The organism is Nocardia cyriacigeorgica (assembly GCF_010858045.1).
Classification (GTDB): Bacteria; Actinomycetota; Actinomycetes; order Mycobacteriales; family Mycobacteriaceae; genus Nocardia; species Nocardia cyriacigeorgica_E.
The window spans coordinates 14925-31503 of sequence record NZ_JAAGVC010000052.1 but is presented as its reverse complement, the minus strand read 5'-3'; the positions used below and the strand labels follow the sequence as shown (position 1 = coordinate 31503).

The 16579-nt window shown below is 67.2% G+C and carries 19 protein-coding genes and 1 pseudogene; 8 read left to right on the top strand and 12 right to left on the bottom strand.

All coding sequences use genetic code 11. The features are described 5' to 3' along the window. Both GV790_RS26445 and GV790_RS26440 read right to left on the bottom strand, forming a co-directional pair. A pseudogene (locus GV790_RS26445) lies at window positions 1-413 on the bottom strand (thymidine phosphorylase); the annotation flags it as partial. A gap of 237 nt (window positions 414-650) precedes the next feature. Then, window positions 651-1052 carry a cytidine deaminase gene (locus tag GV790_RS26440; RefSeq protein WP_163817110.1) on the bottom strand — a complete coding sequence of 134 codons (402 nt, stop codon included), beginning with the start codon at window positions 1050-1052 and terminating at the stop codon, window positions 651-653. Between the two features lie 311 nt (window positions 1053-1363). Between GV790_RS26440 and sdhC the strand changes: the two genes are divergently transcribed. From sdhC to GV790_RS26420, 4 genes are all read left to right on the top strand, one after another. Beyond that, window positions 1364-1762, top strand: coding sequence for a succinate dehydrogenase, cytochrome b556 subunit (gene sdhC / locus GV790_RS26435; protein ID WP_163817108.1), 399 nt, complete (start codon window positions 1364-1366; stop codon window positions 1760-1762). A gap of 86 nt (window positions 1763-1848) precedes the next feature. Beyond that, complete coding sequence (locus GV790_RS26430; protein ID WP_163817106.1) at window positions 1849-2280, top strand: succinate dehydrogenase hydrophobic membrane anchor subunit; 432 nt, start codon at window positions 1849-1851, stop codon at window positions 2278-2280. A gap of 16 nt (window positions 2281-2296) precedes the next feature. Next, window positions 2297-4063, top strand: a complete 1767-nt coding sequence (sdhA, locus tag GV790_RS26425) for a succinate dehydrogenase flavoprotein subunit (RefSeq protein WP_085996156.1) — start codon at window positions 2297-2299, stop codon at window positions 4061-4063. Continuing rightward, entirely contained in the window at window positions 4063-4836 is a 774-nt protein-coding gene (locus tag GV790_RS26420) for a succinate dehydrogenase iron-sulfur subunit (protein ID WP_163817104.1), read from the top strand. Before sdhA ends, GV790_RS26420 begins: the two co-directional genes overlap by 1 nt. 96 nt (window positions 4837-4932) lie before the next feature. On the opposite strand, the gene GV790_RS26415 is transcribed toward GV790_RS26420, so the two are convergent. Both GV790_RS26415 and GV790_RS26410 read right to left on the bottom strand, forming a co-directional pair. Further along, window positions 4933-5859 (bottom strand): hypothetical protein, encoded by a 927-nt coding sequence (locus GV790_RS26415; RefSeq protein WP_163817102.1) that lies wholly within the window; start codon window positions 5857-5859, stop codon window positions 4933-4935. A gap of 159 nt (window positions 5860-6018) precedes the next feature. Beyond that, window positions 6019-6903 carry a phenylalanine 4-monooxygenase gene (locus tag GV790_RS26410; RefSeq protein ID WP_163817100.1) on the bottom strand — a complete coding sequence of 295 codons (885 nt, stop codon included), beginning with the start codon at window positions 6901-6903 and terminating at the stop codon, window positions 6019-6021. Window positions 6904-7094: 191 nt separating this feature from the next. Between GV790_RS26410 and GV790_RS26405 the strand changes: the two genes are divergently transcribed. Then, window positions 7095-7292 carry a type II toxin-antitoxin system VapB family antitoxin gene (locus GV790_RS26405; RefSeq protein ID WP_138457432.1) on the top strand — a complete coding sequence of 66 codons (198 nt, stop codon included), beginning with the start codon at window positions 7095-7097 and terminating at the stop codon, window positions 7290-7292. 86 nt (window positions 7293-7378) lie between these two features. After that, on the top strand, window positions 7379-8056 hold the full coding sequence (locus tag GV790_RS26400) for a JAB domain-containing protein (RefSeq protein ID WP_163817099.1): 678 nt from the start codon (window positions 7379-7381) through the stop codon (window positions 8054-8056). Window positions 8057-8077: 21 nt separating this feature from the next. Here GV790_RS26400 and GV790_RS26395 read toward each other — a convergent pair whose 3' ends face one another. Genes GV790_RS26395 through GV790_RS26385 form a run of 3 tightly spaced genes read right to left on the bottom strand, consistent with a single transcriptional unit; the run spans window position 8078 to window position 10637 of the window. Next, window positions 8078-8956 (bottom strand): metal ABC transporter permease, encoded by an 879-nt coding sequence (locus tag GV790_RS26395; protein WP_163817120.1) that lies wholly within the window; start codon window positions 8954-8956, stop codon window positions 8078-8080. A 5-nt stretch (window positions 8957-8961) separates the two neighbouring features. Continuing rightward, complete coding sequence (locus GV790_RS26390; protein ID WP_163817096.1) at window positions 8962-9699, bottom strand: metal ABC transporter ATP-binding protein; 738 nt, start codon at window positions 9697-9699, stop codon at window positions 8962-8964. Then, window positions 9696-10637, bottom strand: coding sequence for a metal ABC transporter substrate-binding protein (locus GV790_RS26385; protein WP_309139040.1), 942 nt, complete (start codon window positions 10635-10637; stop codon window positions 9696-9698). The genes GV790_RS26390 and GV790_RS26385 overlap by 4 nt, the downstream gene beginning before the upstream one ends. Window positions 10638-10751: 114 nt before the next feature. Between GV790_RS26385 and GV790_RS26380 the strand changes: the two genes are divergently transcribed. After that, window positions 10752-12044, top strand: a complete 1293-nt coding sequence (locus GV790_RS26380; protein ID WP_175586009.1) for a D-alanyl-D-alanine carboxypeptidase family protein — start codon at window positions 10752-10754, stop codon at window positions 12042-12044. Window positions 12045-12108: 64 nt separating this feature from the next. Here the strand turns inward: GV790_RS26380 and yhjD are convergent, their stop codons facing one another. After that, window positions 12109-13131, bottom strand: coding sequence for an inner membrane protein YhjD (gene yhjD / locus GV790_RS26375; RefSeq protein ID WP_163817094.1), 1023 nt, complete (start codon window positions 13129-13131; stop codon window positions 12109-12111). A 51-nt stretch (window positions 13132-13182) separates the two neighbouring features. Then, the gene (gene trpS, locus GV790_RS26370; protein WP_163817091.1) at window positions 13183-14211 is read right to left on the bottom strand and encodes a tryptophan--tRNA ligase; all 1029 of its coding nucleotides are present in this window, start codon (window positions 14209-14211) and stop codon (window positions 13183-13185) included. Between the two features lie 106 nt (window positions 14212-14317). On the opposite strand from trpS, the gene GV790_RS26365 reads away from it, so the two are divergent. Next, entirely contained in the window at window positions 14318-14953 is a 636-nt protein-coding gene (locus tag GV790_RS26365) for a TetR/AcrR family transcriptional regulator (protein WP_280210967.1), read from the top strand. A gap of 12 nt (window positions 14954-14965) precedes the next feature. Here GV790_RS26365 and GV790_RS26360 read toward each other — a convergent pair whose 3' ends face one another. From GV790_RS26360 to GV790_RS26350, 3 genes are all read right to left on the bottom strand, one after another. Further along, window positions 14966-15442 carry a barstar family protein gene (locus GV790_RS26360; RefSeq protein WP_163817087.1) on the bottom strand — a complete coding sequence of 159 codons (477 nt, stop codon included), beginning with the start codon at window positions 15440-15442 and terminating at the stop codon, window positions 14966-14968. After that, a complete protein-coding gene (locus GV790_RS26355; RefSeq protein ID WP_163817085.1) occupies window positions 15442-15930 on the bottom strand; it encodes a ribonuclease domain-containing protein in 489 nt (162 codons plus the stop codon). The genes GV790_RS26360 and GV790_RS26355 overlap by 1 nt, the downstream gene beginning before the upstream one ends. A gap of 59 nt (window positions 15931-15989) precedes the next feature. After that, window positions 15990-16579, bottom strand: a 590-nt coding sequence (locus tag GV790_RS26350) for an exodeoxyribonuclease III (RefSeq protein WP_256673540.1), incomplete at its 5' end; no start/stop codon positions are given.

The window sequence follows — 16579 nt, the reverse complement described above, 5'->3', positions numbered from 1 at the left end:
CTGGACAAACTCGAATCCATCCCCGGCTGGCGGGCCGATCTCAGCGTGCCTCCGGTATGGCCGAGGCCGCGCCCGGACAGCTGCGGCACCGCGGCACCACAGGCCGCGACCAGCGGTGCCAGCGGCAAGGTGATCTTGTCGCCGATGCCCCCGGTGGAGTGCTTGTCCACGGTGGGCCGGGGCAGATCGGTGAAGTCCATACGCCGGCCGGAGGCGATCATCGCCGCGGTCCAGCGCGCCGTCTCCCGCCGCGTCATCCCGCGCAACAGCACCGCCATCGCCAGCGCCGCCATCTGCTCATCGGCCACCTCGCCCCGGGTGAAGGCATCGATCACCCAGTCGATCTGCTCATCCGACAGCTGCCCTCCGTCGCGTTTGGTGGTGATGATCGAAACCGCGTCCAGTGCCGTCATGCTCGTCAGTCTCGCAGCCACAGCGCCGGACCACAGCCCGACTCGCGTCTGCCCGCCCGCGGGCCGCCATCCGCTCACATCGGTCCGCCGGGCACCCGCTGCCATCCGGCACCGGACGCCGCAAGCCCCCTGGAAACCACCACGCGAGACGGCCCGCTCGACGGCCTCCGGCAGGCACGGCAGCCGCGAGACGAAGCGCACCTGATCGGCCAGGGCCCATTCGGCCGCCGAACCGAATCAGCGCTGCCCGGCGTCCAGATCGTCCGGGCCGAAGGCGTCCGGCAGCAGCGCGCCGAGCCGGACCGGGCCCCGCCGATGATCCACCAGCAACTCCGCACCGCCGAACTCGTAGAGCACCTGACGGCAGCGTCCGCACGGCATCAGGATTTCGCCCCGGGAATCGGTCACCGATACCGCCAGTAAGCGGCCCCCACCGGTGCTTTGAAAGTTACCGACGAGTACACATTCGGCACAGAGGCCCAGGCCGTATGAGACATTTTCCACATTGCAACCGCTCACAATTCGGCCGTCGGCACAGAGAGCCGCCGCACCGACCGGAAACCGCGAGTACGGCGCATACGCTTTGCACATTACTCCAATTGCATTGTCACGCAGGAGTTTCCAGTCGATTTCGGTCATCCCGAACTCCCCTCGAACGGGCCGCACCAGGGCATGGACGAACCACCGCACAACCCCTCACCCACCGGGAAAGGTAACCCTAACCTACCGGAAATGCACGCAACGCGCGGCACTCCGAATTAGTTCCGCGATTCGGAGAGGATTAGAGTCCAACAACAGATCGGTTCAGGTTCCCGGCGGCGGGCCGGAGCGCAGCCACAAGCGAAAAACTCCTGGTGGCCGCGAGCTGGTTTGCACCGGATTTCCGGCTCGAAGCGCCGGCGTCGGATCTGCGACCGGGTCCATCAACGACGTTGGAGGCACCGCACTCTATGACCACGATAGAAGCTCCGGCTCAGCCGAAGCGGAAGACGCTGTACCGAGGCGACCCCGGAATGTGGTCCTGGGCGCTGCACCGGATCACCGGTGTGACCGTCTTTTTCTTCCTCTTCGTGCACGTCCTGGACACCGCCCTGGTGCGCGTCAGCCCCGCCACCTACGACGACGCGATCGCGACCTACAAGACCCCGATCGTCGCCCTCATGGAGATGGGCCTGGTCTTCTGCGTACTGTTCCACGCGCTCAACGGTGTGCGAGTGATCCTGGTGGACTTCTGGTCCAAGGGTCCCCGCTACCAGCGCCAGATGCTCTGGGGCATCCTCGGCCTGCTGGTCGTGCTACTCGTGCCCGCTGTCGGTCGGATGTTCTACCTACTGTTCACGGAGCACTGATAATCCATGAGTGAGCGAAGCGAGCGAATCATGAACACAGCCGCCTGTGCGGTCATGTCAGCGCCGAGCGTCAGCGAGGTGCTGGCATGAGCGCACCTGTACTCGGCAAGTCGTATGACCGCCCGGCGAGCCTGGATCTGCCCCGCTCCCCGCGCGCTCGCGCCAACAGCAACTTCGAGAAGTACGCGTGGCTGTTCATGCGCTTCTCCGGCCTGGCACTGATCGTGCTCGTCCTCGGCCACATGTCGATCATGCTGCTGCTCGACGGCGGCGTGAAGCGGCTCAACTTCGCCTTCGTGGCCGGCCGCTGGTCCAGCCCGTTCTGGCAGATCTGGGACCTGGCCATGCTGTGGCTGGCCCAGCTGCACGGCGGCAACGGGCTGCGCACCGTGATCGCGGACTACTCCCGCAAGGACTCGACCCGCTTCTGGCTGAACACGCTGCTGGTGCTGTCGATGATCCTGGTCATGGGCGTCGGCACCTACGTCATCTTCACCTTCGACCCCAACATCAGTTAGGAACAGGCCACCTCCGATGAGTGAATCCCGGATTCAGGAGCACCGCTACGACGTCGTCATCGTCGGCGCCGGTGGCGCGGGTATGCGTGCGGCGATCGAGGCCGGGCCCCGGGCGCGCACCGCGGTGCTGACCAAGCTGTACCCCACCCGCAGCCACACCGGCGCGGCGCAGGGCGGCATGTGCGCGGCGCTGGCCAACGTCGAAGAGGACAACTGGGAGTGGCACACCTTCGACACGGTCAAGGGCGGCGACTACATCGTCGACCAGGACGCCGCCGAGATCATGGCCAAGGAGGCCATCGACGCGGTGCTCGACCTGGAGAAGATGGGTCTGCCGTTCAACCGCACCCCCGAGGGCAAGATCGACCAGCGCCGTTTCGGTGGCCACACCCGCGATCACGGTAAGGCCCCGGTCCGCCGGGCCTGCTACGCCGCCGACCGCACCGGCCACATGATCCTGCAGACGCTGTACCAGAACTGCGTCAAGCACGACGTCGAGTTCTTCAACGAGTTCTACGCCCTCGACCTGGTGCTCACCGAGACCGAGCGCGGTCCGGTGGCCACCGGCATCGTCGCCTACGAACTCGCCACCGGTGACCTGCACGTCTTCCACGCCAAGTCGATCGTGTTCGCCACCGGCGGCTCCGGCCGGATGTACAAGACCACCTCGAACGCGCACACCCTGACCGGCGACGGCATGGCCATCGTCTTCCGCAAGGGCCTGCCGCTCGAGGACATGGAGTTCCACCAGTTCCACCCGACAGGCCTGGCCGGCCTCGGCATCCTCATCTCCGAGGCGGTCCGCGGCGAAGGCGGCATCCTGCGCAACGCCGACGGCGAGCGCTTCATGGAACGCTATGCCCCCACCATCAAGGACCTCGCGCCGCGCGACATCGTCGCCCGCTCGATGGTGCTCGAGGTGCTCGAAGGCCGCGGCGCCGGGCCGAACAAGGATTACGTCTACATCGACGTGACCCACCTCGGCGAGGACGTGCTCGAGGAGAAGCTGCCCGACATCACCGAGTTCTCCCGCACCTACCTCGGTGTTGACCCGGTGAAGGAACTGGTGCCGGTGTTCCCGACCTGCCACTACGTGATGGGCGGCATCCCGACCCGGATCCGCGGCGAAGTGCTGCGCAACAACACCGACATCGTGCCCGGCCTGTACGCCGCCGGCGAATGCGCCTGCGTCTCGGTGCACGGCGCCAACCGCCTCGGCACCAACTCGCTGCTCGACATCAACGTCTTCGGCCGTCGCGCGGGTATCGCCGCCGCCGAATACGCCGAGCGCACCGAGTTCGTCGACATGCCGGAGAACCCGGCCAAGATGGTGCAGGACTGGCTCGCGCTGATCCTGTCCGACCACGGCAACGAGCGGGTGGCCGACATCCGCACCGAACTGCAGCGGTCGATGGACAACAACGCGTCGGTGTTCCGCACCGAGGACACGCTCAAGCAGGCCCTCACCGATATCCACGCGCTCAAGGAGCGGTACTCGCGGATCACGGTGCAGGACAAGGGCAAGCGCTACAACAGCGATCTGCTCGAGGCCGTCGAACTCGGCTTCCTGCTGGAGCTGGCAGAGGTCACCGTCGTCGGCGCGCTCAACCGCAAGGAATCGCGCGGCGGCCACGCCCGCGAGGACTACCCGGATCGCGACGACGTGAACTTCATGCGCCACACCATGGCCTACAAGGAGGGCACGGACCTGCTGTCCGACATCCGCCTCGATTTCAAGCCGGTGGTGCAGACCCGCTACGAGCCGATGGAGCGTAAGTACTGATGACTGCTGTTGCCGAAGCACCCTCTTCGCAGAAGCCGGCTCCGGTGCCCGAGGGTTCGACCATGATCACCGTGAAGGTGGCCAGGTTCAACCCGGAGGACGACAAGGGCGCGCACTGGGAGTCGTTCCAGGTGCCGGTCCTGCCGACCGACCGCTTCCTGAACGTGCTCATCTACATCAAGTCCTACCTGGACGGCACCCTCACCTTCCGGCGTTCCTGCGCCCACGGTGTGTGCGGTTCCGACGCCATGCGGATCAACGGTGTGAACCGGCTGGCCTGCAAGGTGCTGATGAAGGACATGCTGCCCAAGAACGGCAAGTCCATCACCGTCTCCGTCGAGCCGATCCGCGGCCTGCCCGTGGAGAAGGACCTCATCGTCGACATGGAGCCGTTCTTCGACGCGTTCCGCGCGGTGAAGCCGTACCTGATCACCACAGGTAACGAGCCCACCCACGAGCGCATCCAGAGCCAGGCCGACCGCGCCCGGTTCGACGACACCACCAAGTGCATCCTGTGCGCCTGCTGCACCACGTCCTGCCCGGTGTACTGGCATGACGGCAGCTACTTCGGCCCGGCCGCGATCGTGAACGCCCACCGCTTCATCTTCGACAGCCGCGACGAAGGCGCCCGCGAACGCCTCGACATCCTCAACGACGTCGAAGGCGTCTGGCGCTGCCGCACCACCTTCAACTGCACCGACGCCTGCCCCCGCGGCATCGAGGTCACCAAGGCCATCCAAGAAGTCAAGCGGGCCCTGCTGTTCGCCCGCTGAGCTCCCCGGATCCCACCGGATCCACCGGCTGATCGAAGGCCGCCTTCCCCAAACGGGAAGGCGGCCTTCGTCGTTCGCTTGCCCACCCGGCGATGATCAGAAGCCGAGCTGGATCGCGTCCGGACCCTGCATCACCTTCTCCAACTTCCCGATCTGCTCGGCTGCCGCCACCGAAAGAACGATGAACCAGAAGAACAATTTGGCGGCCTGCCGGATCGAGGTATACACCCAGTCCCAGGTCCGGTGCACCGGCGCCTGTCCGGTTGCCGTTTCCCAGATCCCCCAGCGCACCACCGACCAAGCGAGCACGAATGTGAAAGTCGCTGCGTAGCTGTGCCATGACGCGGGATCATGGTTGCGCCACACCGCAATACCGACCAACGTGAGCCCCGTCGCCACGAGCACCGCGACCGTTCGGGTAGCCCAGATGACCTGCAATACCTGGTCCGACACACCGATTCGGGCCGACCGGCCGGCGGCACCGGCGAAGACCGTACGGATATCGACCGATCCGGTGTCGCGTAGTTGATCACGCAGCTTGCGGAGATCGTCGCGGCGCTCGTTCCACCATGTCCGCGCGGATCCGATCGCATTCCTCGGTGGGCGGGCGAAACCGCGGTAGTAGAGCAGTCCCCGCACCTGTGAACGGTCCCGGAGAAATCCACGACCACGGATGTCGTCCCGCTCGATGCGCTGACCACGACGCATGGTCTGCCACCGATGCAATTTCTGCACCACACGTCCCCTGCTGCGCTCACGGCCGGGCCTGTGGTGATGGCATCGCTTCCACTCCCCGAGTACTCGATTCCGGCACGGATGCCCAGTCGTCGTGAGCGGATAATCGCAGCGCACCGGCTTGGCCGTGCCACGTGACCACCACACGACGACCGCCAGCACCCCCATCACGAATGGGAACACCAGAGCAAAGGCCAGCGGCCACGGCATGCCCCACGGACTGACCTTGTCGAAAAAGTTGGCAACAACCCCCAGCAGGCGTCTGAGGTGATTCATGACCTCGCCCATACAGCGAATCGTACTGATCGCGTCGCCACGTTCCGGCCGATCGTCCGGAAGTCGATCACGCACGGGCACAGCGGTTTCGGCTCGGATACACCCTGCGGCGAACCCTCGCATCCACCAGTCCGGGCCGGAGGCTCTGGAACCGCTGGAGCCCGATCGCGGCTAGCGGGCGGTGGCCAGGCGCGGCGGGGTCTCGTCGTCCATGTCGGCGAAGAAACCGCCGATGACGTCTTCGATCTCGCTGATCGACTCGGCGCAGTAGAGGGTGGGTTGGTAGCGGGTGATGTCGTAGGTGGCGGTGCCCATGGCGGCTATGTCGAGGGGGCGGAGGTCGGCGTGGCGGAACTCTTCGATCTCGCCGTAGGAGGAGAGCAGGCCCGCGCCGTAGCATCGGATTTCGCCGTGTTCGCGAACTACGCCGAACTCCATGGAGAACCAGAAGACGTCGGCGAGGAACTTCAGGGCCTGCTGGGTTTCCAGGCGGGCGACCGCGGTGCCGACGGTTTCGTAGATGGCGGCGAAGCGGGGGCTCGCGATCTGGTTGGCGTGGCCGATCACCTCGTGGATGGCGTCGGGTTCGGGGGTGTAGAGCGGCGCCGAATGATGGCGGATGTATTGGGTGGCATGGAAGATCCGGTCGGCGAAGGAGCCGAAGAACTCACGCAGCGGCACCAGGCCGGCCGCGGGGACGTAGCGGAAACCGGTCAAAGGTCGCAGTGCGGCCGAAACCTCGTCCAGCTGCGGGATACGGTCGGTGGGCAGGGCCAGCCGCGACGCCGCCTCGAGGACCTCGGCGCAGGCGTATTCGCGGTGCTTGCGGGCGAGTTCGGCGGACACGATCCGCCAGACCTGCTGCTCGTCGTCGGTGTATTCGACCCGCGGCACGGCGCCGCCCGGCCGGTAGTCGAGCGCGAGCGCGGCGATCGCGTTGCGCCGGGCCCGGTACTCGGGGTCGTGGACGCCAGGGTGCTCATCGCTCAGGTGCACCGTCACGTCACCGTCACCGGTGCGAGTGACCGGCGAATAGAGCTGTGCTTCGGTGAACATACTTCGATGCAAGCACCACCAGGGCACACTGACAACGAACACACGCTCAACTGCGCAAACTGTCTACATTTACCGTCCTCGGACAGCAGATGCAGACACCGGGGACCGCGTGCGAGCCGTCTCTGCGGCGCCATTCACCGCACATTCGCTCGGTTCATGGCGCAAGATGGCGAATGTACGAAGGAGGACGCATGCCGACCGTGCGGATCGATCTCGACCAGAAACTGCTCGCCGCGGCGGGTGCCATCATGGGCACCTCGACCAGTGCGGCGACCATCAACGAAGCGCTGCGCCGCATAGTGGTGCACGAGCGGCAGCTGCGGCACCTGGAGAAGCTCGCCTCCGGTGCCGGGAGGTCCAGCGCGGATCTGGTCGTCGTCGACAGATAGACCCGCGGCGCAGGGCCGAAATCTGTCGGTGGGTGCTGGCATCATCCGGGGACGTCGAACATCCGGTGCCGCACCGAGGGGGAAAGATGTCGGTCCCGATCGCCCACCTGCCCACAGGTCAGCGTCCGCGTGAGCGGCTGGCCGCGCTCGGCCCGGCCGCACTCTCCGACTGCGAACTACTCGCCCTGCTGCTGCGCAACGGCAGGCGCGGCGAAAGTGCGCTGGAGATGGCGGCCGAGCTGCTCGCCGAACACGGCGGGATCGCCGGGCTGGCCGTGGCGCGCCCCGAGGAGCTCGCCATGCGCTGCGGGGTCGGTGCGGCGAAGGCCGCCTCGATCATCGCCGCCTTCCATCTGGCCAACCGGGCCAGGCACGGCACCACCACCGCATCCTGCCTGCGTGGCGCTGCCGATGTCGCTCGGATCGCGCAGCCGATGTTCGTCGGCGCGAGGGTGGAGCGGCTACTGGTGCTGGTGTGCGATGCGCGTAACCGCTTGCGCCAGCCGGTCTTCGTGGCCGAAGGCGCGATCGACCAGGTGGCGGTCCCGGTGCGGGAAATCCTGAATACCGTGTTGCGTCACGACGGCCGCGCGTTCGCTCTCGCCCACAACCATCCTTCCGGCGATCCGTCGCCGAGCATCGATGATCGGCGCGCGAGCACCCTGCTGATCGAGGCGGCGCGCACGGTCGGCCTGCGCTTTCTCGACCACGTGGTCGTCGCGGGCGAGCAATGGCGTAGTGCCCCAGCGCTTCCGGAGCCCTGACATGCGTCGGAGACGCCCCCGTCACGGAGCGACGGCGACCCCTGCCGCTTTCCGTCGTGCCGCGGCGATTCGTGCACCGATCACCCCGTGGCGCGGCGCGAACAGGTACACCGCCGCGAACGCGACGCCCTGGGTGACCACGATCATCCCGCCCGAGGCGGTATCGAGGTGGTAGCTCAGATACAGCCCGATCACCGCGCACACCGCCGAGACGGTCGGAGCGATGACGAGCATGCGCCCGAACCGGTCGGTCAGCAGGTACGCGGTGGCCCCGGGAATGATCAACATCGCCACCACCAGGATCACGCCGACCGCCTGCAACGCCACCACCGACGTCAACGCCAGCAGCCCGAGCAACCCGGCACCGAGCAGTCGTGGACTCATCCCGATGGCGTGGGCGTGGGTGGGATCGAAGGCGTAGAGCGTGAAGTCGCGTCGTTTGAGCACCAGCGCGGCGAAAACGATCGCGGCCAGGATCGCGATCTGCAGCAGATCCGAACGGCTCACGCCGAGCAGGTTGCCGAAAATGATGTGATTGAGGTCGGTTTGGCTCGGCGTCACCGATACCAGCACCAGACCGAACGCGAAGAGCGTGGTGAACACGATGCCGATGGCGGCGTCTTCCTTCACCCGGCTGGTATCGCGCACCACGCCGATCAACGCCACCGCGAGGAAACCGAAGATCACCGCGCCCACGGCGAACGGCGCGCCGACGATATAGGCCAGCACCACGCCCGGCAGCACCGCGTGCGAGACCGCGTCGCCCATCAGCGACCAGCCGATCAGCACCAGCCAGCACGACAGCACCGCACAGACCACCGCCGCGATCACGCTGGTGGCGAGCGCGCGCACCATGAATTCGTAGCGCAGCGGGTCCACGAAGAAATCGACCAGTTCCATGGTGCTCACCGCTGTCCCATGACGTCGAGACCGAAAGCGAGAGCGAGGCTTTCCGGGCGCAGTGCCTCATCCGGATCGCCGTGCATGAGCACCTTCCGCATGAGCAGCACCGCTTCGTCGGCGAGCCCGGGCAGCGCGTGCAGGTCATGGGTCGACACCAGAACGGTCGCACCGTCGGCTGCCAGTTCCCGCAGCAGTCCGGTGATGGTGGCCTCCGAGCGCTTGTCGACGCCGGCGAACGGTTCGTCCAGCAGCAGCACGGTGGCGCCCTGGGCGATGCCACGGGCGACGAACGCGCGTTTGCGCTGGCCGCCGGAGAGCTGGCCGATCTGCCGGTCGGCGAGTTCGGTGAGTTCGACCCGTTCGAGCGCGTGGTCGACGGCCTCGCGATCACTGCGACGAGCCCGCCGGGTGAATCCCATTCGCCCGTAGCGTCCGGTGGTCACCACATCACGCACCGACAGCGGGAACGACCAGTCGACGTCCTCACTCTGCGGGACATAGCCGACCACGCCGGCTTTGCGGGCCGCCGCGGGTGTGCCGCCGTCGATCCGGACGGTACCGCGATCGGGGGCGATCAGGCCCATGATCGTCTTGAACAGCGTCGATTTGCCGGAACCGTTCATGCCGATGAGCCCGCACACCCGCCCGGGTTCGACGGTCAGGTCGACCGCGTCGAGCGCGAGCACCGAGCCGTAATGGACGGTGACGTCCCGGACGTCGATGGCGGGTCGGTCGCTCATGGCTTGCTCCCGGTGAGTGCCGCGCCGATCAGGTCGGCGTCGTGGCGGATGAGTTCGAGGTAGGTCGGTACCGGGCCGTCGGGTGCGGACAGCGAATCCACGTACAGCACCCCGCCGAAGGTGGCGCCGGTGGCCTCGACGACGCGGCGCATCGGCGCGTCGGAGACGGTGGATTCGCAGAACACGGCGGGCACCTGATTGGCGCGGACGAACTCGATCGCCGAGGTGATCTGCTGCGGGGTGGCCTGCTGTTCGGCGTTGACCGGCCAGATGTATTTCTCGGTCAGGCCCGCGTCGCGGGCGAGGTAGGAGAACGCGCCCTCGCAGGTGACCAGCGCCCGCTGATGCTGCGGCAGCACACTCAGCTCGGCGACGAGCTCATCGTTGACCCGCTGCAACTCGGCCTTGTACGTATCGCCGTTGGCTCGGAAATCGGCGGCGTGGTCCGGATCGAGTTCGCTGAAGGCGGTGACCATGTTGTCGACGTAGGTGCGCACGTTCAGCGGCGACATCCAGGCGTGTGGATTGGGTTTGCCCTGGTAGGCGTCCTCGGTGATGCTCATCGGCGCGACACCCTCGCTGACGGTCACATGCGCCGCCTCGGAATCCTCGACGAACTGGCCGAACCACGCTTCCAGGTTCATCCCGTTGTCCAGGATCAGGTCGGCCTTCGCCGCCTTCTTGATGTCACCCGGCGTCGGTTCGTAGCCGTGGATCTCGGCACCCGGCTTGGTGATCGATGCGACCGTCAGATGTTCGCCCGCCACATTCGCCGCGATGTCGGCGAGCACGGTGAAGGTGGTCAGCACCGTCGGCTTCCCGTCGTCGGCCTCGATCGCACCGCAGCCGGCGGACCCGATCGCCACGGCACATGCGGTGACCAACGCACCGATCCCCGCCAGACCACGAACACCACGCAAGGAACGAACTCTCTCCACTACCAAATAGTAATGTTCGGGTACCCGAAACTTCAAGTTCGGGAAAAGGTAGCTACCCGATGGTCCACCCGCCAGGCACGGTGAATTCCCTCGCGCCCGCTAGGCTCACCCGCGATGAACATGCGGGAACTTCGCCGCCGGGCCGCGGTGGCGGTAGCGGCAATGCTGATGGTCGGTGCGGTGGCGGCGGGCGGCCCTGCGGCAGCGGAGCCCGCCGGGACGACGGGCCCGACGACGACGCCGTTCACCACGCCGAACACCGACAATTGCGCCCAGCGCACCCTGCCGCCGCCGCCGATCGATCTGTCGGAGGTACCGGAGCCCGGGCAGCCGACGCCGAAGCCGCTGCCGGTGCCGGATCCGCCGATCGGCGGGAAGCGGATGGGCGAGTGCGGAGTGGTGGTGCCCGATGGTGCACCCCCGGTGCCCGCCGAGATCTCGGCGACGGCGTGGATGGTGTCGGATATGGACACCGGCGAGGTGCTGGCCGCCAAGGATCCGCACGGACGGTACCGCCCGGCCAGCACGATCAAGGTGCTGCTGGCGACGGTGGCCTTGCGCACACTGGATCTGGATGCCGTCGTCACCGGTACACAGGCCGATGCCGACGTCGACGGCACCCGGGTCGGCATCGGTCCCGGCGGCCGCTACACCAACCGGCAGCTGATGCAGGCGCTGATCATGGCTTCCGGCAATGACGCCGCGCACGCGATCGCCGCCCAGCTCGGCGGTGACGACGCCGCTGTGGCGAAGATGAACGAGCTGGCGAAATCACTGCGCGCCCTCGACACCCGCGCCGCGACGCCGTCGGGGCTCGACGGCCCCGGCATGAGCACCTCGGCCTACGATCTGTCGCTGCTGTTCCGCGAAGCGATGACGATTCCGCTGTTCGCCGAGCTGATCCACACCGAGCAGATCGATTTCCCCGGTTACCCGGCCGACCCGCGCATCCCCGGCGACAAGGACCATCCCGGATTCCCGGTCGGCAATGACAACCATCTGCTCTACAACTACGAGGGCGCGCTCGGCGGTAAGACCGGCTTCACCGATGACGCCAGGCAGACCTTCGTCGCGGCGGCCGAGCGCGACGGCCGCAGGCTGATCGTTACCTTGCTCAAGGCCGACGTGCTGCCGATCCGGCCGTGGGAGCAGGCCGCGCGACTGCTGGATTACGGGTTCGCGCTCGAATCCGGCGAGTCGGTGGGCAGTCTGCCCGGTGCGGACACCGAAAGCGCCCCGACGGGTGTCGCGCTCGCCGCGCCGCCGCAGGGTTCGGAGGTCGGGCACCTGGCGCAACCACCGGGCGGCCCGGACCGCGACGATCTACGGTGGGTGCTGGTTGTCGGCGGCTCGATCATGGTGCTGGTGCTGCTCGTCGGCGCCCGCCGAATCACCCGGCGGCGCTGAACCTTTCGCCCACCCCGCGCCACTGCGTTCCGCCGAGGCCTCCGCCGACCGCCCGCGCCGGACCCTACCGCCGGCGCCGCCGCAACAGCGAAAGCCCCAGCGCGGCAACCGCACCGGCCCCGAAATACGTCGCCCCGCTACCGAACCGCCCGGCATCCTGCATCCGCGGCCGGATCACCGCCGGCCCCGGCACCGGCACCTCGGCTTCGGGTTCGTTCTCCGCGGCGGTGGCGGCCCACGCGGTCGCGAACAGCACGATCCGATAGGTGATGTAGCTGAACACCATCAGACCGATCACCGAACCGAACGCCGCGCCGGCCGGGCTGCTCATCACCGATTGCAGATAGATCGAGGCGATCATCTTGAACACCTCGAACGCCACCGCGGCCAGCGCCGCCGCCTTGGCCGCGCTGGCCAGCGTGACCTTCTCCCTCGGCAATCGCGCGATCATCCACGCGAACACCGCCCAGGACGCCAGCAGCGCGAGCAGCGTCGACAACAGCCACAGCACGAACCGCGCACCGGGCACGTCCCGGAGCCCGACCAGCTCGAGCAGTTGCGCACCCAGCCCACTGGAGGCCAGGCCCGACAGACCGAGCGACACCACGAACGCCAGCGCCAGACCGATCAGCGCACCGAGGTCGTTGATCTTGGTGACGATCCAGTTGCCGTCCTCGGTCTTCTGCTCCCACTGCTCGGTCAACGCGGCGCGCAGGTTCGCCATCCAGCCCAGACCGGTGTACAGACCGGTCAGCAGGCCGAGGACGCCGACCGCGGTGCGCGATCTGATGGCCTGGTCGATCAGGTCGTTGAGCTGTGTGCCCAGCTCACCGGGAATGTTCTCGACCACCCGCTGCTCGATCTCGTCGAGCAGTTCCGGGTTGCCCGCCAGCACGAAACCGGCCGCGGCGAAAGCCACCATGAGCAGCGGAAACAGCGACAGCACCGTGAAATAGGTGATGCCGGCGGCGAAGTAGTCACCGCGCTGACTCTGATACCGCCCACCGGCGCGAACCAGATGGTCCAGCCATGGCCGCGCCGCGACCTGCCGGGAAACCGCCGCTTTCACGTTGTCGATCAACTGCACCTGTCAGCCCCTCAGACGGACCCCGCAGTCGGCGAGCACGAGTCGAGCGGGTCAGAAACCCACTCGCTCGTAAACCTGTGCGAGGGTGTTGCCGGCGATCTCCCGCGCCCGTTCGGCACCCTTGGCGAGGATGCGGTCGAGTTCGCCCTGATCCGCGAGATACTCTTCCACCTTCGCCTGCAACGGCGTGACAAATTCGACCAGCGCGTCGGCGACGTCGGACTTCAGATCGCCGTAGCCCTTGCCCGCGTAATCCTTTTCCAAGGTGACGATCGGGGTCTCGGTGAGCGAGCTCAGGATCACCAACAGGTTGCTGACACCGGGCTTGGCTTCGGGGTCGTAGCGGATCTCGCGTTCGGTGTCGGTGACCGCGGAGCGGATCTTCTTGGCCGTCACCTTCGGATCGTCGAGCAGGTTGATCAGGCCGGCGTCGGAGGCGGCGGACTTACTCATCTTCGCGGTCGGATCCTGCAGGTCGTAGATCTTGGCCGTGCCCTTGACGATATGCGCCTCGGGGACCACGAAGGTCTTCTTGAACCGAGTGTTGAACCGCTGGGCCAGGTTCCGGGTCAGCTCCAGATGCTGGCGCTGATCCTCCCCCACCGGCACCTGGTGCGGGCGGTAGAGCAGGATGTCGGCGGCCATCAGCACCGGGTAGGTGAACAGCCCGACGGTCGCGTTCTCCGCGCCCTGTTTGACCGACTTGTCCTTGAACTGGGTCATCCGGCTCGCCTCACCGAAACCGGTGAGGCAGCTCAGCACCCAGGTCAGCTCCGCGTGCTCGGGCACCTGGCTCTGCACGAACAGCGTCGAGCGGGCCGGGTCGATGCCGATGGCCAGCAGCTGGGCGACGGCCCGGCGGGTACGCGAGCGCAGCTCCTTCGGATCCTGCGGGACCGTGATGGCGTGCATGTTCGGAATGAAGTACAGCGCGTCGTACTCGTCCTGCATCGTCACCCAGTACTGCAGCGCACCGAGGTAGTTCCCGAGATGGAACGAGGAGCTGGTGGGCTGGATCCCGGACAGGACCCGCTGTTTGCGTTCACCGGCGGCGACGGGGCTGGAAGCAGGACTGGACATGCCCCGATCTTCGCATGCCGCCCTGCGCCGGATCGAACCCGTTTCCCGGCGGCCGGGGACCGCGGCCCCGACCCCGCCGTGGCCGCCTCACCCTATGATCGAATTCGTGACTGCGCAGCGGACCTACGGCGGGATCTCCGCGGACGAGCGCCGCGCGCAGCGACGTGCGGCGCTGCTGGAGGCCGCGCTGGAGATCATCGGCACCCAGGGCCTCGGCAAGCTCACCGTCTCCGGTCTGTGCAACCGCGCCGGCCTCAACGAGCGCTACTACTACGAGAGCTTCGACAGCCGCGACGCGGTGCTGACCGCGCTGATCGATGGCATCGCCGAGGAACTGGCGACGGTGATCGTCGCGGCTCTGCACGCCGCGCCCGCCGACACCCGGTCCAAGGCGCATGCGGCGATCACCGCCGGGATCCATCTACTCACCGACGACCCGCGCAAGGCGGAGGTGGCGCTGGTGGCGGGTATGGCGACGCCGGAGCTGCGGGCCCGCACCACCGAGACGGTGCGGGTGTTCGCGCGGCTGGTCGCCACCGAGGGCGTCGAGTTCTACGGCATCACCGATCCGGAGCCGGATCCGGTGATCGATTTCCGCGCCACCTACCTGGTCGGCGGCCTGGTCCAGACCCTCACCGGCTGGCTGCGCGGCGATCTGCCGATCAGCCGCGACGAGCTGATCGAGCACACCACCGACGTGTTCGTGCTGCTGGGCGAGGATCTGGCGCACCGGCTGGGCTGACCGGCGAGCTCGTCACATGTGCAGCCCGATCGTCGGCACACCCTCCGATTCACCCTGGAGGACCACCCGGAAAACGATCTCGCGCCGCCACCAGTAATCGGCTGTCTCGCTCAGCGCCTCGGCGAGCCACGCCCGCTCCTGCGGAGTATCGGCGAGCAGCTGATCGGCGTCGCGGATCACCACCACGTAGCCTTCGGCCGAGCCGAGACAGTCGTCGAGATCGCGCAGGCAGTCGTCGAAGGCGTCCTTGTTGCCGCCGAAGTAGTACGGGAATTGCAGCGCCGCCGCGAACTCGTCGAGCACCCCGGCCACCGTCCGCATCTTCTTGCCGCGCAGCTCCCGTACCCGGTACCCGGACGGCGCCTGATGACGGACCCCGCTGAACTCCGGCGCCCCCACATCGAGGGCGCCGAACACCGGCGCGGGCTCACGCGCTGCCGGCGCGGGCGACAGCTGCGGAGTCAGGAACTGCGATAACGCGATGGTCATCAGCGCATCCTCGTGAACGTCTCGTAGTGGTCACCGGTATACCAGGCCGAGCCGTCACTTCCGGTGACGATGCGTTCGGCGTCGCGGGAGCGGCCGGGTTGCTTGGGGTTGACGTCCCATTCCTGATAGGTGATCGCCTTACCGTCGGCGTCCTTCGCGGGCAGGTCGCCGCCACGGTTGTAGAACCTGTCCCCGCCTTTGGTGCCCGGCGAGTTGGCCGAGCCGGGCCAGCGTCCCGCGTCGATCTCCCGCAACGTGGCGTAGGCGCGGTCGGGGACCCCGGGCGCCTTGGAGACGACCGGTGCGGTGGATCCGGTGCCGCGCGGCGTGCCGTCGGTGGTCGGCGCGCTGGTGGTGGCGGCCTTGGTCGAGGTGACCGAGCTGCCCGCGCTCTTGTCGTCGCCGCCCTGGGTGGCCAGCAGTGCGACGACGACAGCGACCGCCACCGTTCCCAGCACGGACAGGATCCGGAGGACCTTCGCTTTCACAACTCCTGCTTTCGTCGGTACCGATCGTGTGTGCGCGGTGATACCAGGTGGTGATGTCGTCAGCGGTACTGGACGGTGACCGGTGCGTGATCGGACCAGCGCTGGTCGTAGGCGTCGGCGCGTTCGACGATCGCCTGTTTGGCGCGTTCGGCCAGATCCGCGGTGGCGAGCTGATAATCGATGCGCCAGCCTGCGTCGTTGTCGAAGGCGCGACCGCGGTAGGACCACCAGCTGTAGGGGCCGTCGCCTTCCGGATGCAGGGCGCGCACCACGTCGACGTAGCCCGCCGCCAATTGCGCGTCGAGCCACGCGCGTTCCTCGGGCAGGAAGCCAGCGTTCTTCAGGTTGCCCTTCCAGTTCTTGATGTCGCGTTCGGTGTGCGCGATATTCCAGTCCCCCGCGATCACGTAGTTGCCGGTCTTGGTGCGCAGATGGGCCGCGATCTCGGCCAGGAACCGGTACTTCTCGTCCTGTCGCTCGGTGCCCGCCTCACCGGTGTGGACATACACGCTGGCCACGGTGACCTCGTCGAATTCGACCTCGATGAATCGTCCGGTCGCCGCGAACTCGCTCGCCGGCGTGATCGCGGTGGACTGGAATATCGCGCACACCGAACGCGACATCAAGAACTGGAAGGGCAACCTGAAGA

Excerpts from the sequence above, each read along its gene's own strand:
- GV790_RS26440 (WP_163817110.1), bottom strand. The coding sequence starts at position 1,052 with ATGACCGAAATCGACTGGAAACTCCTGCGTGACAATGCAATTGGAGTA.
- GV790_RS26415 (WP_163817102.1), bottom strand. The coding sequence starts at position 5,859 with ATGGGCGAGGTCATGAATCACCTCAGACGCCTGCTGGGGGTTGTTGCC.
- trpS (WP_163817091.1), bottom strand. The coding sequence starts at position 14,211 with ATGTCCAGTCCTGCTTCCAGCCCCGTCGCCGCCGGTGAACGCAAACAG.
- GV790_RS26360 (WP_163817087.1), bottom strand. The coding sequence starts at position 15,442 with ATGACCATCGCGTTATCGCAGTTCCTGACTCCGCAGCTGTCGCCCGCG.
- GV790_RS26405 (WP_138457432.1), top strand. The coding sequence starts at position 7,095 with ATGCCGACCGTGCGGATCGATCTCGACCAGAAACTGCTCGCCGCGGCG.
- sdhC (WP_163817108.1), top strand. The coding sequence starts at position 1,364 with ATGACCACGATAGAAGCTCCGGCTCAGCCGAAGCGGAAGACGCTGTAC.
- sdhA (WP_085996156.1), top strand. The coding sequence starts at position 2,297 with ATGAGTGAATCCCGGATTCAGGAGCACCGCTACGACGTCGTCATCGTC.
- GV790_RS26380 (WP_175586009.1), top strand. The coding sequence starts at position 10,752 with ATGAACATGCGGGAACTTCGCCGCCGGGCCGCGGTGGCGGTAGCGGCA.
- GV790_RS26395 (WP_163817120.1), bottom strand. The coding sequence starts at position 8,956 with ATGGAACTGGTCGATTTCTTCGTGGACCCGCTGCGCTACGAATTCATG.
- GV790_RS26400 (WP_163817099.1), top strand. The coding sequence starts at position 7,379 with ATGTCGGTCCCGATCGCCCACCTGCCCACAGGTCAGCGTCCGCGTGAG.
- GV790_RS26410 (WP_163817100.1), bottom strand. The coding sequence starts at position 6,903 with ATGTTCACCGAAGCACAGCTCTATTCGCCGGTCACTCGCACCGGTGAC.
- GV790_RS26390 (WP_163817096.1), bottom strand. The coding sequence starts at position 9,699 with ATGAGCGACCGACCCGCCATCGACGTCCGGGACGTCACCGTCCATTAC.
- GV790_RS26420 (WP_163817104.1), top strand. The coding sequence starts at position 4,063 with ATGACTGCTGTTGCCGAAGCACCCTCTTCGCAGAAGCCGGCTCCGGTG.
- GV790_RS26430 (WP_163817106.1), top strand. The coding sequence starts at position 1,849 with ATGAGCGCACCTGTACTCGGCAAGTCGTATGACCGCCCGGCGAGCCTG.